Genomic DNA, 16,388 nt, shown 5'->3' on the forward strand with positions numbered 1-16,388 from the left:
CGCCCGCGGATGTCCATTCCCGGCGCACAAACATAGTGAGGAGAATCATGAGCGACACTCTGGAAAAAGCGGCAGCCGCGTTGAACGAAAAACTGTCGGGCGGCGATTTTACCGCATCGGCAAAATTTGCCATCGCCGATCTGGGCTCGATCGTTCTGGACGCAAGCGGCGCGCGCGTCAGTGATGAAGAAACGGACGTCACCATGAGCGCGGATGCAGACACGTTCGAACAGATCCTCAGCGGCGAGTTGAACCCTACCGGCGCGTTCATGTCGGGTAAGCTGACCGTAGATGGTGACATGGGCGTTGCCATGCAACTGGCATCGGCACTGGCCTGATGGATCTGTCGCCGGCCCCTTTCTTTGCAGACATGGCCGGCGTCCCCGCCGGTGGTCAGGCTCATTGGCTGAACACAGCGGACAACACACGCATTCGGGTGGGCCACTGGCTGCCCGAAGGCGATGCCTGCGGCACGGTGATGATGTTCCCCGGCCGCACCGAATACATCGAGAAGTACGGCAATTGCGCGGCCGAATTCACTGGCCGCGGCTTTTCCTTCCTGGCTGTCGACTGGCGCGGTCAGGGTCTGGCCGACAGGCTACTGGATGACCCGCGCGTCGGGCATGTCGAGCAGTTCACGGATTATCAACAAGATGTTCAAGCCACACTGAACCTGGCAGCCGAACTGAACCTGCCGAAGCCTTGGTTCGTGATCGGACATTCCATGGGCGGGGCAATCGGTATGCGCGCGGCTTTGGAAAAGAACTGCTTTGCCGCCTGTGCCTTTACCGGGCCGATGTGGGGCATTTTCTTTACCCCAATCATGAAACCGCTCAGCCGTCTGACAGCCTATTGGGGGCCTAGGATCGGGTTGGGGGAAAAAACACCACCGACCACATCCTTGGAAAGCTATGTGGCCTCCCAACCGTTCGAGGGGAATGTACTGACCCGCGATCCGGACATGTTCCAGATGATGAAGGATCAACTGGCTTCACAGCCCGAACTAGCGCTTGGTGCGCCTTCGACCATCTGGCTGCGCGAAGCGTTGGATGAATGCGTCTGGTTGATGGACCAGACCGCACCGGATACGCCGTGTCTTACCTTTCTGGGCAGCCATGAACAGATTGTCGACCGCAAGGCTATCCGCGCCCGCATGGCGAACTGGCCCAGTGGCACTCTGGTCGAAATCCCAGATGGCGAACACGAAGTTCTGATGGAGGCACCCGGCGTGCGCGGGCCGGTCTTTGACCAATTGGCCGCTCATTTCAAAGCCGCGCAAACTGACGCGGTGCCGGAACCGGTTCTGTCTTCCGAAGTCTGATCACGCACCGCTTGTGATCCCCGTCTCGCGCGCCTAGATGTTGGCGAAAGCTATTATCGAGGTGATCCATGCGCGACCTTCCCTTTCCCGTCCGAGACGCAAATGCTGCCGGAGGTGCCGGCAATCTGGGCAACCTACCGGAATGGGATCTGACCGATCTCTACACCTCAGAGGACGCGCCCGAACTGTCCCGCGATCTGGACTGGTTGGAAAAGGAATGCGCCTCGTTTGCCGAAGACTACGAGGGTAAGCTGGCTGATCTGGATGCTGCGGGTCTGCTGACCTGCGTCGAGCGCAATGAGAAGATCAATTCAATTGCCGGGCGCATCATGTCGTTTGCCGGCCTGCGCTACTATCAGCTGACCACAGATGCCGAGCGTGCCAAGTTTCTGTCTGACATGCAGGAAAAGATCACCATCTTCACCACCCCGCTGGTGTTCTTCACACTCGAGATTAACCGCATCGACGATGATGTCCTGAAGGCGCATTTCGATGTGAATGCCGACCTGGCGCGGTACGAGCCGGTGTTCCGCCGTATCCGCGCGATGAAACCCTACCAACTGTCTGACGAGCTTGAGAAATTCCTGCACGACCTCGGCGTTGTTGGCGACGCGTGGGAGCGTCTTTTTGACGAAACCATTGCCGGGTTGACCTTCACTGTTGATGGCGAAGAACTGAACATTGAAGGCACCCTGAACTTTCTGACCGAGCAGGACCGCGCCAAACGCGAAGCGGCCGCGCGCGAATTGGCCGCTGTGTTTCGGAACAACCTCAAAACCTTCGCTCGCGTCCACAACACACAGGCCAAGGAAAAGGAAATCGTTGATCGCTGGCGCAACATGCCGACCGCGCAAACTGGCCGCCACCTGTCCAATGACGTGGAACCCGAAGTCGTCGAAGCCCTGCGTGAGGCGGTCGTGGCCGCCTACCCCAAACTCAGCCATCGCTATTATGAGCTGAAACGCAAATGGCTGGGTCTGGATGTCATGCAGGTCTGGGACCGGAACGCTCCGCTGCCGATGGAAGACACCCGCATCGTTGATTGGGATGAAGCGGAAAAGACGGTGATGGATGCCTACAATGCCTTTGATCCTCGCATGGGTGAGATTGCAGCGCCCTTCTTCTCGAAAGGCTGGATCGACGCGGCCGTGAAGCCCGGTAAAGCTCCGGGCGCGTTTGCGCATCCAACCGTCACCGAGGTGCACCCTTATGTGATGCTTAACTACCTGGGCAAACCGCGCGACGTGATGACACTGGCTCATGAGCTCGGCCACGGTGTCCATCAGGTGCTGGCTGCTGATCAGGGCGAGATGCTGTCGTCAACGCCGCTTACGCTGGCCGAAACGGCGTCCGTGTTCGGTGAAATGCTGACCTTCCGCAAGATGTTGGACAAGGCCGAGACGCCCGAACAGCGCAAAGTGCTGCTAGCCGGTAAGGTCGAGGACATGATCAACACAGTTGTCCGACAAATCGCCTTCTACGACTTCGAATGCAAACTGCACGCCGCCCGTCGCGAAGGCGAGCTGACCCCGGACGACATCAACGCCCTGTGGATGAGCGTTCAGGCCGAAAGCCTTGGCCCGGCGTTTGAATACATGGACGGGTACGAGACCTTCTGGGCCTATATCCCGCACTTCGTCCATTCACCGTTCTACGTCTACGCCTATGCGTTCGGTGACGGTTTGGTAAACGCGCTATATTCGGTCTACGAAAGCGGTGCGGACGGGTTCGAGGACAAGTATTTCGAAATGCTGCGTGCAGGCGGGTCCAAACACCACAAGGAACTGTTGGCCCCGTTCGGATTGGATGCAAGCGATCCCAAATTCTGGGACAAGGGTCTGTCGATGATTTCCGGCTTTATCGACGAGCTGGAAGCGATGGAAAACTAGTCACTTCTGGCTTTTGGTCGTCAGGAAAATGGCGACCACAATCAACACAGCCCCTAGGGCCGCGGCCGGCGTGATTGCGGCCCCCAGAAACAGGGCTGAGTTGATGAACGTAAACACCACGGATGCGGCGAACATCAAGGTCGCAGTCAACGTCGAGACCCGCGCGGCGGCCTCGTACCAGAGGTAGTAGGCCAAAGCGGTCGGCAGCACCCCCAACAAAATCAGGAACACGACATCGTTGGCTGTTGGTATTTGCAGTGAAAATGCGGCCAGCGGGACCAAAAGCACACCCGAGCACAAGAATATCCCAAATAGGAAGTTCAGACGTTCTCCGGTCGTTTCAGAATTTCGCATCGCCCGGCTGCTCGAGATTAGGAAAACCGCCCAGCTTAGCCCTGCGCCGATTTCAAGCAGGTCCCCGAACAGGGGCTCTCCACCGCCTTGGAAATCCTGATAAACCGTTAGGAAGACGCCGAAAATCGCCAACCCCGTGGCAAGTATATCTGTGCGCGTAACGGGCGTGTCCGCAAAGAAATACAAGAAGATCAGCACAAAGAATGGCGCCGTGTTCTCAAGAACCATGGCATTGGCTGCACCGGTATGTTCAAGCCCGATATGGAACAGGATGTAGTTGACCACGGTGGACAGAACGGCCAGCCGAAAATTCCAGTCATTCAACCGGATCGAAACAGCGACCCGCATCACGCGCAGCATGCAATAAATAGCGATGGCTGCGATGAACAGGCGCGTTACCGCGATTTGCAGCCCTCCCAGATCGCTGGTCAGGTAGCGGACTATGACGCTGTGCGTGCCCCACAGGAAAGCCGCAAGAAACCCAAGAACCAGCCCGTTTTGCAAGAGTGGCTGCTTCTCTTTGGTGTCGGGCATCCTTGTGCCCCGCTTACTTCAACTGACTGTCTTTAGAACCGCGCCGATTGATTCCGCCACGCGCCTGGAATGAGCTGTCCCGATCCTGTTGGCAATCCAGGCAAAGTTTAACACCGGGAATGGCGATCCGTCGCTTTTCTGGAATCGGCTCTTCGCATTCAGCGCAATGGGTCAGGCTTTCCCCGACAGGCCGCTTTTGCGCCTTCATCCGGGCCAGTTCGTCCGTAATGGACGCCTCAATCTGTTCACTCACCGCGCCGTCACGCGCCCAGCCGCCTGCCATGGTCTCCCTCCTGATCAGGTGACAGCCAGATTAGTCCAGCCAAGCGCTGCGTGGCAAGTCAGAGGGCGACCGCGCCCTCAAACACCCTGTCAATCATTGCTTGCGTTCCGCGCGAGAATTCCAACGGGCATGGGTAATCAGCCCCGTCGCGGACTGACTGGCAAAATGCCTCGACCTGTAGCTTGTAGTGATCGTCGCCAGGGAACCGCGTGACCTGAACCTCGAGACCCGGCAGATGCAGTTCCACCCGCGCCTCACCAAAAACACGCGCATTGAAAGGCGCGGTCAGGCGGATCACGCCACCCTCGCCATGGAACACCATTTCCTGATGCGGGTGCATCCGGATCGAGACGTAGCTGGTATAGGTGAAATCAGGGAATTGCGCGCGTATTTCGGTGAAGGCATCAATGCCGTCTTCCCAGCGGATTGCAGATTGTACCGAGACCGGTTCTTGCCCGGTGGCGAACCGGGCGCTGCCGATTACATAAACGCCAATGTCGCGCAACCCACCGCCCCCGGTTTCGGCCCGGTTACGGATGTTTCCGGTGTCTGCGCGGTTGTCAAAACTGAACGCGCCCGTCACATGCACGAGCTTTCCAATGGCCCCATCCGCAATCAGTTGTCGCACGAAATGCCACTGCGGGTGGTGCACAATCATGTAGGCTTCGGCCGCCAGCAAACCGGTCTGATCCCTCTTTTCGATCAGTGCATCAAACTCGGGCGCGGACATGGCCATGGGCTTTTCACACAGAACATGCTTACCCGCGTCCAGTGCCTTGAGGCTCCATTCGACATGCAGATGGTTGGGCAGCGGGATATAGACCGCGTCGATCTTGGGATCGGCCAAAAGGGCGTCATAGCTGCCATAAACCGTCAGATCAGGGCAGTACTGCTGGAACGGCTCAGCCTTGGCTGCGTCCGACGTGGCAAGACCCGCGAGCCGGGCCCCGTCCGCCGCGTGAATTGCCGGCGCCATGAACTGTCGTGCGAATTTCGCGGCGCCAAGAACGCCCCATTGAACAGGTTGCTGCATACCGCCGCCTCATCCTTTGTTAGCTTGTGCCGTCTCTATCAGGGAATCGCTTTAAAGTCAGGGGTTTCGTGGTGTTTTCCGCCCAATAACGCACGCAAACCTGAGAATTTCTTGATCCGTTTCATTGTCTGCGCCGTAGCAACTATGTCATCGGGTAATCGGCATTGTCCGCTCAAAGCACCCGGGATTGATGTTGTGACCAACTGGGTGGGAGATTGCCAGACATGCCAACACCGACAGAGACAATTACCGGAATCGTGTTGATGAGCGGAGCCGTCGGCTCGTTCGATGACAACAACGGAGATTTTGACATCCTGCGCGAGGCCGTTGTTGCCGCTGGCCTTGCTGGTGCACTGGATGACCCCGAGGCCAGCCTTACGGTATTCGCCCCAACCGACGCCGCCTTTATCGGACTTGCCCAGGCTCTGGGCTATGCGGGTTCGGACGAAGCAGGCGCGTTGGGGCACATCGTCAAGGCGCTGACCCTGTTGGGCGGAGGGGATCCCATCCCCCTGCTGACAGAGGTGCTGAAATACCACGTGGTCAACGGGGAATTCGACCTGGCTGCGGTCGCCGGCTTGGGCGACGGCGCACAGATCGAAACGTTGCAGGGTTCGTCGGTTGAATTGAACCTTCAAAGCGCCCCACCAAGTCTGGGCGATGCGGATGACGGCATCGCCGATCCGGGTATCATCCAAACCGATATTGACGCCACAAACGGGATAATTCACGCACTAAACGGTGTCCTTCTGCCCGTATCGGTGACGGACATTCTGGGTCAGAAAAACACCGATTTCATCCTCGGAGACGACTCGAACGACTTCTACTTTACCGGGCGTGGTCAGGACTTTGTTCATGGTGGTGGCGGGAACGATGTCATCAATACCGGCAGAGGAAACGACGTCGCGTTGGGCGGCGCTGGAAACGATGTGATCATTGGCGGTCGTGGCAAAGACATTCTGCGTGGTGACGAAGGCGAAGATACGATATTCGGCGGCAGAGGGGCCGATGTGATCGATGGTGGAGCCGACGATGACATCCTGTTCGGTGGGCGTGGCAAAGACATGTTTGTCATTGAAAACGGGGATGGCGATGATTGGATCGTCGACTTCCGGGTCGGAAAGGACAAGATTGACTTGTCCGGCTACAAAGGCATCGCCGGATTTGAAGATATCGAGGATGATATCTCCGGTGGCTTCTTCCAGACCACCATCGAACTAGGGGACGGGGACAGTATTGTCCTTACGGGCGTTGGAGCCGGACATCTGACCGAAGACAGCTTTATTTTCGCCTAAAGAAAATCAGCCCGCCGTTGTCGCGGGCTGAACCAATGGGGTCAGACAGTACCCAGCATGCCCTTTTCACGGGCCAACTCGCGCATCTTTTTCTGCAGCTTCTCGAAGGCACGAACCTCGATCTGACGAATACGCTCGCGGCTGACATTATACTGCGTGCTGAGCTCTTCCAGCGTGACGGGCTGATCCATCAGACGGCGCTGAGTCAGGATGTCCTTTTCCCGGTCATTCAGGACATCCAGCGCAGCCGCCAGAAGCTCGCGGCGGGCGTCAAGCTCGTCGCGAGCTTCGTAATCGCCGGCCTGATCTGCATCTTCGTCCTCAAGCCAGTCCTGCCATTGCATGGTGCCTTCGCCTTCGGACCCGACGGTCGCGTTCAGCGAGGCATCACCACCAGACATCCGGCGGTTCATGCTGATGACTTCAGCTTCGGTCACGCCCAGATCAGTAGCGATCCGCTTGACGTTTTCAGGACGCAGGTCGCCTTCTTCCAGTGCACCGATACGGGCTTTGGCTTTGCGAAGGTTAAAGAACAGCTTTTTCTGTGCCGATGTCGTGCCCAGCTTGACCATCGACCACGACCGCAGAACGTATTCCTGGATCGAGGCACGAATCCACCACATTGCATAGGTCGCCAGACGGAAACCTTTTTCCGGATCAAACTTTTTGACTGCCTGCATCAGGCCCACATTGGCCTCGGAAATCACCTCGGCCTGTGGCAGGCCATAGCCGCGATAGCCCATAGCGATCTTGGCCGCCAATCGCAGGTGCGACGTGACCATCTTATGTGCAGCTTCAGTGTCTTGCTCTTCGACCCAACGCTTGGCGAGCATGTACTCTTCTTCCGGCTCAAGCAGCGGAAATTTGCGAATTTCCTGCATGTAGCGGTTCAGGCCGCCCTCGGGCGTCGGCGCGGGGAGATTTGCGTAATTTGCCATGATTCATGTCCCTCCGACAAATGTTTACTTCGTTAACATGGGATATGGGAATAAGTCCCGATACATTCAAGAGGTACCGTTAACAGTTTGAAATTAACGATTGATAAAGGAAAGCTAAGAACGCGTTACTCACGTATGTTTGCGTATTATGTCAGCGGCGCGCGCAGTTGTTCAATCAGAAATTCCATATCATTTGGCAAATCGGCCTCAAACCGAAGGTTTTCGCCTGTCACAGGGTGCTCAAAGCCTAAAACTGCGGCATGCAGCGCCTGTCGCGAAAAACCGCGCACGGCCTCGGCAGCGGCCGGGTTGAAGGCTTTCGCCGCAAGCTTGCGTTTACCCCCATACACCGGATCGCCAACCAGCCCATGCCCGGCATGGGCCATATGGACACGGATCTGGTGCGTTCGGCCGGTTTCCAGCCAACATTCAATCAGCGCGATGCCTGCCGGGTTGCCAAATGTCTCGACCAACCGCGCCCGAGTTACCGCATGCCGACCACCGTGGAACAGAACCGCTTGTTTCTGCCGGTCGTTTTTGTGGCGCGCCAATTGCGTGGTCAGGCGCATGATATTGCCCGGTTCAAAGCTGACACCCTTGATGCCGCGCAAACGTGGGTCATTCGCATCCGGTACGCCGTAGCAAATCGCGCGGTAATAGCGTTCGACGCTATGCGCCTCGAACTGCGCCGCCAGACCGTGATGGGCCGCGTCAGACTTGGCGACCACCAGCAAGCCGCTGGTCTCTTTGTCGATGCGGTGCACGATGCCAGGGCGTTTGACGCCCCCCACACCTGACAGGTCCTCGCCACAATGATGCAGCAACGCATTGACCAGCGTTCCGTTGGGCGAGCCCGGCGCAGGGTGAACGACCATGCCTGCGGATTTGTTGATGACGATCAGGTCCGCGTCCTCATAGACGACGTTCAGCGGGATATCTTCTGGACCGATATGGCTTTCTTCTGCTTCGGCGACGGAGATCGACACCGAGGCGCCTTCGGCCACCTTGGCCTTGGGGTCCCGGACTTCGACACCGTCGATTGTCACCCCACCGTTCTCGATAAGACGGGTCAGACGGGTGCGCGACAGGTTTTCATCCGCTGGTACATCCCGCGAAAGCGCCTTATCAAGGCGTGGCGGCGGATCGGCCGCGATCTGAAATTCAATCTGGCGGGTGCCCATGACTGTCCCTTCCGAACCCCAAGAACCGCAGGAAACACCTCAGCTTCGCTTGCTGCGGCGCATGGTCATGCTGCTGACCGCGGTGATGATTGGCGGGGTTCTAGTGACATTCGCACTGATTGTCATCCGACTATCGGACAGAACCCCTACCCTGCCCGATCAAATTGAACTGCCGGATGGTGCCAAAGCTCAGGCCGTAACGATCGGCAGCAACTGGTACGCCGTCGTGACCGATGGCAACCGAATCCTGATTTTTGACAAGACGACCGGAAAACAGCGCCAGGAAATCGTCGTGCAGGAATAGCGATCAGCTGTCCAAAGCCATACGGAACACGATCTCAGAGGCTTTACGCAACGCCTCATACTCTTCGGGCGTATCCCGGCGGAACATCTTGTCCTCATCGCTTAGTTTTGTCGGTGTGAACAGTTCGGGCCGGTCGGGAAAGAACTCTTGCTGAAAGGCAGTATCCTGCTTGGCTAGGAATTCGTCCAGCCAAGCGCGCTCATCGGGTTCCAGAACATCATTCCGGCGCACCATGACGGGATCATCGACAAAAATTCGGCGTAACTGGCGACTTTTCTTACGCCCCATTGCACGGGAGATGACACCAAAAGCTTCGCTCGCCGCGCGGGATTGCGACGGGTTAGACACGGCTCCTGCTGAAACCTCCTCGGCCAATGGCGTACCGATCCGCGACAGGAAATCATCAACGACGTTGCCCCGCACCATGCCCGAGCGTTCATACAAAAGCGGAGCAACGGTGACGCCGGGAAAGGCGGTCCGGATTTCGGCGATTTTGGCAGAAAAGCTCAACCGTTCCGGGTGGTTGCGGATAAGATCAAGTTGCTGGCGGATGTATTCAGTGCCGCCGTTGGACAACCGCCCTGCCTTGGCCCGCTGTTTGTAATCCGCCTCGAAGAAATCGGAATACCGGCGGCAATAGTAGGTGATCGTCAATGCACGCGAGGGGATATCAGCAAAAACCTCGGCCAGCCGGTTCAGATTGCAGGAATAGAACATCTCGGACGAAACAACACAGGTCTGATCCGCATGCGCATCGTACTCAGTGGTCATAGCAGACCGAAACGGATCCATCGGATCAGCGCTCTGGTTGATGTGAAAGGCGACGATGTTGTGACTTATCGCCAGACGTGTGCCGCCATCCAGCCGGCGCCGGCCGGTTTCCATATAATGCAAGCCGATCTCGTTCATGACCGAATGTTTCCGGCGCAGAAATCCCTGCAAGGCAGTCGTGCCGGTTTTGGGCATCCCCATGTGCAGCCAAAGCATTACCTAGCTCCTGTCCACGAACTGTGCTGCGTCATGCCTGCTGGCTGGCCGTGAAACCTGCGGTCATCTGCTGCATGAGGTCCTGCATCTCGGGCAGGTCGCGCAATTGCCCGATCTGTTGGCGGTGCAGATCGCAAGACGCATGATGAAGGCGCGCAACCTCGGGGTCAGAGAGCATTTCGTAATAGAAACCACGTTTGCGATCCAAAACCACATCGATCGAGGTATTCATCTCAGCGTTCTGGTTCATCATGTTCCAGTATTCCAGGCCAAGGCTTTCCCCCAAATGGTGAGCGCGACCGCGCATCTTTTTGACCAGATAACTTTCGCAGGATTTCAGAGCATAGTGGTTGACCTGCACGAACTCATAGCCGACCGAGTCACGGGCGGATCGCCAGCTTCTGTCATAATATCGTTCAGGCATCAGCTGACCCGACCCGTTGTACCAATGGCACTCTTCAATGGTTTCGACTGTCGGCTTTTTGGGACGATGAACGCCCAAGCCATCCCAGATCTCACGCTGGAACATGGTCTTAAAGCCCCAAGCCTGCGGCGGTCGGTAGATCTTTTCCGGAGCGGCCTGTCGGAACTGATCCGACAAAAACCGGTCTTCGTACCGCACGACACCTGCGTTTCCGAACAACCGCCATGTCATTGAAATCGTCTTGGCGTTAGGGATGGCATCGGTCAATGCCCGCAGCGTATGATCCCCGGTCTTGATGTTGATATGTTCATCGGCGTCGATCACCACGACCCAATCCTGCGGGCGTGCGACTTCCATCTTCAGGAAAGTATTATAAGCACGCTTTTGCGGGCTGGTTTTGCGGCGTGAATTGTTGTCGATATGCGTCAGCACGCCCTTTTCATCCAACCGTTGCAGCAAGGCATCGGTGCCATCGGTGCAGTCATTGGTCATCACAACCATCTGGTCGATACCAATCGCACGGTTATGGGCCACCCACTCTAGCACGAACGGGCCTTCGTTCTTCATCGGAGTGACACTGATATATCGAGGGTCCTGATCGGTCATGATTGACTGCCCTGTTCGTTGTTTTTGCCCGGAACTAATCGGGATCATTCTGAATTTGCCGGTAAATTAAGTTGAATTAATGGAACTACCAAGGGGAAATCCGGTCAATTACCCACCTGCCCGTTTAAGTTGGTTCGAGAACCGCTTGAGTTTGGGGCAAAGGTCACGCGCCCGGGACAGGTATTTTCGGGCTTTGGCCTTTTCTCCCTTTCGAAGCAATAATTGCCCTGCAGCACCCTGTATTGCCGCTGTATTGTCATCGATGTCGGCTGCTTCCATAATTTGTTGATGTGCCTGCTCTTCTGCGCCAATCCGGTCCAGAAAACACCCCATCGCGAAAATCAGAAACGGATTACCGGGATCACAGGCCAATGCATCCGCCATCGCCAAACGCGCCCGCGAATTGTCGCCTTCCGCTTCATATAGTTCTGACAGACGTTTCTGATAAAGAGGATTGTCCGGACGTTGTGTACAAACCCATTGCGCAACATCAATGGCCTTTTCATTTGGCATCCGGCCCAGACGAACCTGCAGCACGGATGTCAAACTTTTGTGCTCGGGGCTATCCTCGGAAAACTGGGCATCTGGTGACAAGTTCTTCATGGTCTTAAGACCATCTTGCAGCGCCAAAAGACGTTCTCTGTTGCCTTTCAAACGCCGCGCGCGCTCATCCAGAGACAGAACGGACCAATCCAGAAGAATGAGATCAAAGTTACACGGACGGCGGGCAATAACCTTCCGTTGCGCAACATGTGCATTGAAATTGAACCAAGATCTACGAATTGATTTCTGAACAGCCCAGTCGATTGGTGGCAGTGCCCTGAAAGCAAGTTGATCACGGAACAACAGGCGCGACCCAAAAATTGTAACATCCGGCCGCAGAGGTTTGGCCCAAAACGCCAAGCTGAATTCTCGTGCCGCCATCCACCTTTTTTTTTGAGAGCCCAGAACCGCAGCCCTCAACGCGCGCGCTACCGCGTGGTCCTCGGGCCAGAGGTTAATATCTCCCAACGCCCGATCGGCCATCTGCAATGCTTCGTCGCCTCGCCGCAAATAGAAAAGGTTAATTGCCTGTAACACTGGCAGGAACGCATTGTCCGCTCCGGCCTCAAGGATCTGGCTTCCAATCTCCGTTGCCAATGCAGTGCGATCCTCAGCGCGAAAATCAAACAGATGAAACGTCGCTTTTGCGTAAATGTGTGCAGCTTCGGACGGATTTAGAAACCCCGTATCTCCTTTGGACAGTCTCTGAACGACTTTCTCGTTAGCGGCATTGAGTTCGTCTTCTGAGAGAACGTCCCGAAACACCTTGCTTTGATGTCCTGCAATCCGTGAGGCCGCCATCGAAAATGCCGAAACTGCAGGCGCAATTACCAGATCCGCCCGCGACATTGTGTAGAGTTCAAGAAAATCCCGCTTTGCTCGCGTCACGCCTGAGACATCAGCAATGTCTGACATCTGCAATAGATGCGGAAACTGTTTCTGAAACCGGGCAATCAGTTCCGGCTGGTCCGAGAACATAATGGCCCCTTTATCGGTGTTCTTCGCCAGATGTGCCTCATACAGTTCTTCGGGTTCGATCTTTGCGGGCCAGGTCGTGTGCTTCCACGGCAACCCATTCAAAATATCACCGCGGCGGATGTGATAGGCAGATACGCCCTGCCCTGACAGCCTGGCATCCGCGTAATCCATAATTTCGCGTATTTCTTCGGTGAACCCGACCCGGTGAATGAAGTCGCGATACCTTGGCCGGATGGTCTCGACGTCCTCCCACGGGAAGGCCAGCACCTCGAAACCTTCCTCGACCAACACCGACCGTCCGGCGTTGAGATGCGCAATCAGGCGGTCGGGCGACGTGTCGCTTTGGAAGGACCAGATCGGCAAGGCATTCTGTGCCAGGGCTCCGAACTCCTTAGGAGTAAGGAAATGTTCATCCATCCAATCCTGCGCGAACAACTCTTGTGGGTGGTCAAGTTCGGGCGCGTCCGCGCCCTGCGGGAACCAATTCACCCGGTAGGTCGTGCCGAAATCATCGGCCAGCCGGATGCAGGTCAGCATCATCAGCAACCGCGCGCCCATGCGGTCCTTGCGCTGACCGACAAACACGCCTTTGGCGGCGGTCACGAGGCGTCCCTTTCCTTCTCGGCCATGGCCTGCCGACGCAGTCGGCGGAACCGTTGCCGGGCTTTTGCCGCCAAGTCAGGGTGCCGCTCGGAGCCAATAGCCTCAATCCCCCGAATATACATAGGCAACCGACGTCGGGCGCGCATCATCTTGTAATACCCGACCGTATCCAGTGAGCCGTCCATCGCCCCCAGCATTACGGGCTTAAGGATATCCAGCTTGCGCAGCATAGGCGCCGCGAAATGGTTTGAAAACCAGGTCTTGAGCAACATCACGTTGTCGCCCTGCAGACGCTGAACCTGCTGCCGGTCCAGATCAAAGAACGGATCGTAAAAAACGTAAGCCTTACCAGCGGCCTGAACGGTTTGGGCCGCATCGCTCATAGGCAGGTCCCAATCCTGTACGCGGCCGAACCTATAGCGGGTTTCCCAAGGCACCAGTCGTTCATCCAACGTTGTTTGGGGATTGAACGCGATCACATGCGCGCCGGGTACATGCGCCGAAAAGGTCAATGCCCCAAAGCCGCCCATCGATGCGCCTGCAAAAACCACCTGATCGAACCGGTCAAAGAACCCCTCGGCGACCTTGTTTTCAAAATAGGAAATGATCTCGGGGTCGCGATACCACGCTTTGGTGCGCGCGAAGACGCCCATGTGGGACCACCCTTCGTCGCGAAAGAATTTCCAGCCCCACGGCTCGCGCGCGAAGGATAGGTCATTGGCGTTGGCGATATTGTCGAAGCTGACTACCAGACGCTTTGGGTAGCGCTGATGGAACAGGATCGAGTGGCGTTCCAGTTTCTGAAAGAATCCAGTGCCGTCGCCGCCGGGGTACAGTTCGACAAACCAAGGCGGAGCGGGATCCGTCAGGATACGCTCATACCCTGTCTTGCGATCAGGGTGTTCCGGTTTCAGCTGCTCTTTCGAAAGGTCTTCGGCCATGATGATCAGATCAGGTTATCGGCGAGCCAGACGCGAAACTCTACCCATTCCGGGCGCATCTTGATTTCGGACACTTTGGCGCGGTGCCAGTCGCAAGCCTGCGCGTGCAATTCATTCAACTCTTCATCCGCCTTCAGTTCGGCGAGCAGAGGTGCGGCGCGGCGTGCGGCGGGCAAGATGGATTGGTCGGACTCTTTGTTGGCATTCATGTCCTGCCAATAAGCTTGCCCCTGATCTACTTTGATGTGGTTTGTTCTACCCCGGTCGCGCTTGACAAGAAACCCGTCCATGGACCGGACTGAATAGTGGTGGATGCGTCCCAAGGAATGGTCGAACCCGCGCCACGCCCGCCAACCGACTTTATCGGCTGGAAACAGCTTTCCGCCAGCATCTGACCAAGCGATGTCAGGCGCTACCTCCTCGTCAAAGCCCTTTGGGCGATGCGGACCAAACCGAGTGAACTTGCCATTGTTTCGGAACAGCGTTTTCAGCCCAAAAGCGCGGCTTGAATGATAGGGGAACTCTTGATCCCCCATCGAGAATACCTCTGTCACCGGTCTGTCTTCGAAACTGATGTTTCCAGAACTTCCAAACAACTTCCACGCAAGAGATATCGCATCGACCGGTTGACCTGCCTTTTGTTCGACCTCGGAAATCAGGTCATGAAATCCGTTGTCGCCGCAGCGGATATTCCAGAATTCATCTACATCCAGACATAACAGCCAATCGGCCTCCTTGACCTTGGGCTGACGGCGCGCGCGGCGCAGCATCTGGTGCTGGGGATTGCCCCCTTCTTTCACTTCATTGCTGACATGAGTGGCCAAGCCAAGCTCTTGCAATCTTGCAGCAATCTTGTCCGTTCCGTCATCACAGTCGTTGGTGAAAATCACAAAATGATCAATGCCGAGTGTTTTGTGGAACGCGACCCATTCCAGCATATACGGGCCTTCGTTCTTCATCGTTGTGAACACGGTGATGGACTGAGACATATTACCCTTCCCAAATAGTCTTGCCCCACTCATACACATCCCGATCCACGTGGGCGAGATAGGAAATTGCGGTGCGGGCATTCCAACGCGAACTGGTGCATCTCTAAACGGCAGATGCACTGATAAATCGCTAATTTCAGCTGGATAATGGTGCGGTCGAGAAGCATCTGGCGATTTCGAACTAGCTTCTCAGACCCAAAATTTTTTATGAGCAAAACGCCCTTCTTTAGCCATCAGGTTTCCCCAAATGTGTGCTGTGTAAGGAGGTATTGTGTGTTGTGGAGGCTGTCAATCGGCTCAGGTTTTTTCGTCCAGATAGTTATGGCACACGCTTTGCGCATGCAGAGGGTTTTCTGCTTCACACCGTGCCGCTGCCTCCGCATGGCGAAGTTCCTACTCTTTATCAATTCGAACTAATTCGGCAGTATACCGTTCCGGGCCGATATCCGCCATTTCGGAAATCCAGAGTTCTTGGTCCTTGTCTTTTAGCGAGGGAAGGTATGCCTCTGGGTTGTCTTGTTTAAGTAACGCTGGTTCAACTTCCTCTTGTTTGTTTACCATGCTAAGTGACCTGAACGTGGCTGGCATCCCCACGAAGGACAATACAGCGAAGCTAAAACCTCTATGGCCCAGCTTGAGCTTAGGCAGCGGCTTGATCAGCGCAAACCCCGGCACAAGCAACAGCAATAAGCCCGTGACGAAACCTAACTCAGGCGATACGACAGCCAAAAATACTGACCCGATTAACAGGGCAATTACTATACCAATGCCGTTTACTAATTTCATATTTTTCAATACCTTAACTGCTGCACTCAAAACTGAACCCTCATACAAAACTGTGCCAAGAAGTTGGAGAGTTCGAAAATTCCGCAGAACTCTTGGGATTATTTGAGAACCTGAGGAAGCCCCAAATATTGGTAATGGTCACGCGGCAAACCGAAGGACCAAATTGGAGGAATTGCCGTCAGCGGCCCAACCCACTTCGCTTGGGTTTACAGAGCAAGGCGCAGAAACAAATGAGCGCATCTTGGGTGTGAAGCCATAGAAAGATAAGAGTTTACTATTCAGGGAATGAAAGAAAGGCGGGGATACCAGATCTCGCATCAAGTCGGACCCCGAGAAAAGGCTGACGGGTTCTTTCTCCGAATTGTTGCCGCCGGATGGGCGCTAGGATCGAACAAAGTA

The 16,388-nt window shown here is 55.9% G+C and carries 16 protein-coding genes; 5 read left to right on the top strand and 11 right to left on the bottom strand.

Annotated elements, in window-relative coordinates; genetic code table 11:
• The first annotated feature begins 47 nt into the window (after positions 1-47).
• The 3 genes from AC2FJC_RS05590 to AC2FJC_RS05600 all read left to right on the top strand — a co-directional run bounded on the left by AC2FJC_RS05590 (position 48) and on the right by AC2FJC_RS05600 (position 3,210).
• Positions 48-338, top strand: a complete 291-nt coding sequence (locus tag AC2FJC_RS05590; protein ID WP_496738736.1) for an SCP2 sterol-binding domain-containing protein — start codon at positions 48-50, stop codon at positions 336-338.
• Positions 338-1,321 (top strand): alpha/beta fold hydrolase, encoded by a 984-nt coding sequence (locus AC2FJC_RS05595; RefSeq protein WP_496738737.1) that lies wholly within the window; start codon positions 338-340, stop codon positions 1,319-1,321. Before AC2FJC_RS05590 ends, AC2FJC_RS05595 begins: the two co-directional genes overlap by 1 nt.
• A 68-nt stretch (positions 1,322-1,389) precedes the next feature.
• The gene (locus AC2FJC_RS05600) at positions 1,390-3,210 is read left to right on the top strand and encodes a M3 family oligoendopeptidase (protein ID WP_496738738.1); all 1,821 of its coding nucleotides are present in this window, start codon (positions 1,390-1,392) and stop codon (positions 3,208-3,210) included.
• Here the strand turns inward: AC2FJC_RS05600 and AC2FJC_RS05605 are convergent, their stop codons facing one another.
• Genes AC2FJC_RS05605 through AC2FJC_RS05615 form a run of 3 tightly spaced genes read right to left on the bottom strand, consistent with a single transcriptional unit; the run spans position 3,211 to position 5,414 of the window.
• Complete coding sequence (locus tag AC2FJC_RS05605) at positions 3,211-4,098, bottom strand: DMT family transporter (RefSeq protein ID WP_496738739.1); 888 nt, start codon at positions 4,096-4,098, stop codon at positions 3,211-3,213. It abuts the gene before it with no gap.
• 13 nt (positions 4,099-4,111) lie between these two features.
• Positions 4,112-4,381: a DksA/TraR family C4-type zinc finger protein gene (locus AC2FJC_RS05610; protein ID WP_496738740.1), complete on the bottom strand. Its 270-nt coding sequence runs from the start codon at positions 4,379-4,381 to the stop codon at positions 4,112-4,114.
• A 58-nt stretch (positions 4,382-4,439) separates the two neighbouring features.
• The gene (locus tag AC2FJC_RS05615) at positions 4,440-5,414 is read right to left on the bottom strand and encodes a Gfo/Idh/MocA family protein (protein WP_496738741.1); all 975 of its coding nucleotides are present in this window, start codon (positions 5,412-5,414) and stop codon (positions 4,440-4,442) included.
• Between the two features lie 224 nt (positions 5,415-5,638).
• On the opposite strand from AC2FJC_RS05615, the gene AC2FJC_RS05620 reads away from it, so the two are divergent.
• On the top strand, positions 5,639-6,709 hold the full coding sequence (locus AC2FJC_RS05620; RefSeq protein ID WP_496738742.1) for a fasciclin domain-containing protein: 1,071 nt from the start codon (positions 5,639-5,641) through the stop codon (positions 6,707-6,709).
• A 41-nt stretch (positions 6,710-6,750) separates the two neighbouring features.
• On the opposite strand, the gene rpoH is transcribed toward AC2FJC_RS05620, so the two are convergent.
• Positions 6,751-7,647, bottom strand: a complete 897-nt coding sequence (rpoH, locus tag AC2FJC_RS05625) for an RNA polymerase sigma factor RpoH (protein WP_058273882.1) — start codon at positions 7,645-7,647, stop codon at positions 6,751-6,753.
• A gap of 146 nt (positions 7,648-7,793) precedes the next feature.
• Entirely contained in the window at positions 7,794-8,828 is a 1,035-nt protein-coding gene (locus AC2FJC_RS05630) for an RluA family pseudouridine synthase (RefSeq protein WP_496738743.1), read from the bottom strand.
• Here AC2FJC_RS05630 and AC2FJC_RS05635 point away from each other — a divergent pair.
• The gene (locus AC2FJC_RS05635; protein WP_496738744.1) at positions 8,827-9,132 is read left to right on the top strand and encodes a DUF6476 family protein; all 306 of its coding nucleotides are present in this window, start codon (positions 8,827-8,829) and stop codon (positions 9,130-9,132) included. The two genes, AC2FJC_RS05630 and AC2FJC_RS05635, sit on opposite strands and share 2 nt — an antisense overlap.
• Before the next feature lie 3 nt (positions 9,133-9,135).
• On the opposite strand, the gene AC2FJC_RS05640 is transcribed toward AC2FJC_RS05635, so the two are convergent.
• From AC2FJC_RS05640 to AC2FJC_RS05665, 6 genes are all read right to left on the bottom strand, one after another.
• A complete protein-coding gene (locus AC2FJC_RS05640; RefSeq protein WP_496738745.1) occupies positions 9,136-10,119 on the bottom strand; it encodes a hypothetical protein in 984 nt (327 codons plus the stop codon).
• 31 nt (positions 10,120-10,150) lie between these two features.
• Positions 10,151-11,149, bottom strand: coding sequence for a glycosyltransferase family 2 protein (locus tag AC2FJC_RS05645; protein WP_496738746.1), 999 nt, complete (start codon positions 11,147-11,149; stop codon positions 10,151-10,153).
• A 108-nt stretch (positions 11,150-11,257) separates the two neighbouring features.
• The gene (locus tag AC2FJC_RS05650; protein WP_496738747.1) at positions 11,258-13,273 is read right to left on the bottom strand and encodes a hypothetical protein; all 2,016 of its coding nucleotides are present in this window, start codon (positions 13,271-13,273) and stop codon (positions 11,258-11,260) included.
• Positions 13,270-14,214 (bottom strand): hypothetical protein, encoded by a 945-nt coding sequence (locus AC2FJC_RS05655; protein WP_496738748.1) that lies wholly within the window; start codon positions 14,212-14,214, stop codon positions 13,270-13,272. The genes AC2FJC_RS05650 and AC2FJC_RS05655 overlap by 4 nt, the downstream gene beginning before the upstream one ends.
• A 5-nt stretch (positions 14,215-14,219) precedes the next feature.
• Positions 14,220-15,203 carry a glycosyltransferase family 2 protein gene (locus AC2FJC_RS05660; protein ID WP_496722247.1) on the bottom strand — a complete coding sequence of 328 codons (984 nt, stop codon included), beginning with the start codon at positions 15,201-15,203 and terminating at the stop codon, positions 14,220-14,222.
• A 393-nt stretch (positions 15,204-15,596) separates the two neighbouring features.
• Entirely contained in the window at positions 15,597-16,019 is a 423-nt protein-coding gene (locus AC2FJC_RS05665; RefSeq protein WP_496738749.1) for a hypothetical protein, read from the bottom strand.
• Between the last annotated feature and the right edge of the window lie 369 nt (positions 16,020-16,388).

This window comes from Ruegeria sp. CDSB117 (assembly GCF_059611005.1).

Excerpts from the sequence above, each read along its gene's own strand:
- AC2FJC_RS05655 (WP_496738748.1), bottom strand. The coding sequence starts at position 14,214 with ATGGCCGAAGACCTTTCGAAAGAGCAGCTGAAACCGGAACACCCTGAT.
- AC2FJC_RS05615 (WP_496738741.1), bottom strand. The coding sequence starts at position 5,414 with ATGCAGCAACCTGTTCAATGGGGCGTTCTTGGCGCCGCGAAATTCGCA.
- AC2FJC_RS05600 (WP_496738738.1), top strand. The coding sequence starts at position 1,390 with ATGCGCGACCTTCCCTTTCCCGTCCGAGACGCAAATGCTGCCGGAGGT.
- AC2FJC_RS05620 (WP_496738742.1), top strand. The coding sequence starts at position 5,639 with ATGCCAACACCGACAGAGACAATTACCGGAATCGTGTTGATGAGCGGA.
- AC2FJC_RS05635 (WP_496738744.1), top strand. The coding sequence starts at position 8,827 with ATGACTGTCCCTTCCGAACCCCAAGAACCGCAGGAAACACCTCAGCTT.
- AC2FJC_RS05630 (WP_496738743.1), bottom strand. The coding sequence starts at position 8,828 with ATGGGCACCCGCCAGATTGAATTTCAGATCGCGGCCGATCCGCCGCCA.
- AC2FJC_RS05595 (WP_496738737.1), top strand. The coding sequence starts at position 338 with ATGGATCTGTCGCCGGCCCCTTTCTTTGCAGACATGGCCGGCGTCCCC.
- AC2FJC_RS05640 (WP_496738745.1), bottom strand. The coding sequence starts at position 10,119 with ATGCTTTGGCTGCACATGGGGATGCCCAAAACCGGCACGACTGCCTTG.
- AC2FJC_RS05590 (WP_496738736.1), top strand. The coding sequence starts at position 48 with ATGAGCGACACTCTGGAAAAAGCGGCAGCCGCGTTGAACGAAAAACTG.
- AC2FJC_RS05605 (WP_496738739.1), bottom strand. The coding sequence starts at position 4,098 with ATGCCCGACACCAAAGAGAAGCAGCCACTCTTGCAAAACGGGCTGGTT.
- AC2FJC_RS05660 (WP_496722247.1), bottom strand. The coding sequence starts at position 15,203 with ATGTCTCAGTCCATCACCGTGTTCACAACGATGAAGAACGAAGGCCCG.
- rpoH (WP_058273882.1), bottom strand. The coding sequence starts at position 7,647 with ATGGCAAATTACGCAAATCTCCCCGCGCCGACGCCCGAGGGCGGCCTG.
- AC2FJC_RS05610 (WP_496738740.1), bottom strand. The coding sequence starts at position 4,381 with ATGGCAGGCGGCTGGGCGCGTGACGGCGCGGTGAGTGAACAGATTGAG.
- AC2FJC_RS05645 (WP_496738746.1), bottom strand. The coding sequence starts at position 11,149 with ATGACCGATCAGGACCCTCGATATATCAGTGTCACTCCGATGAAGAAC.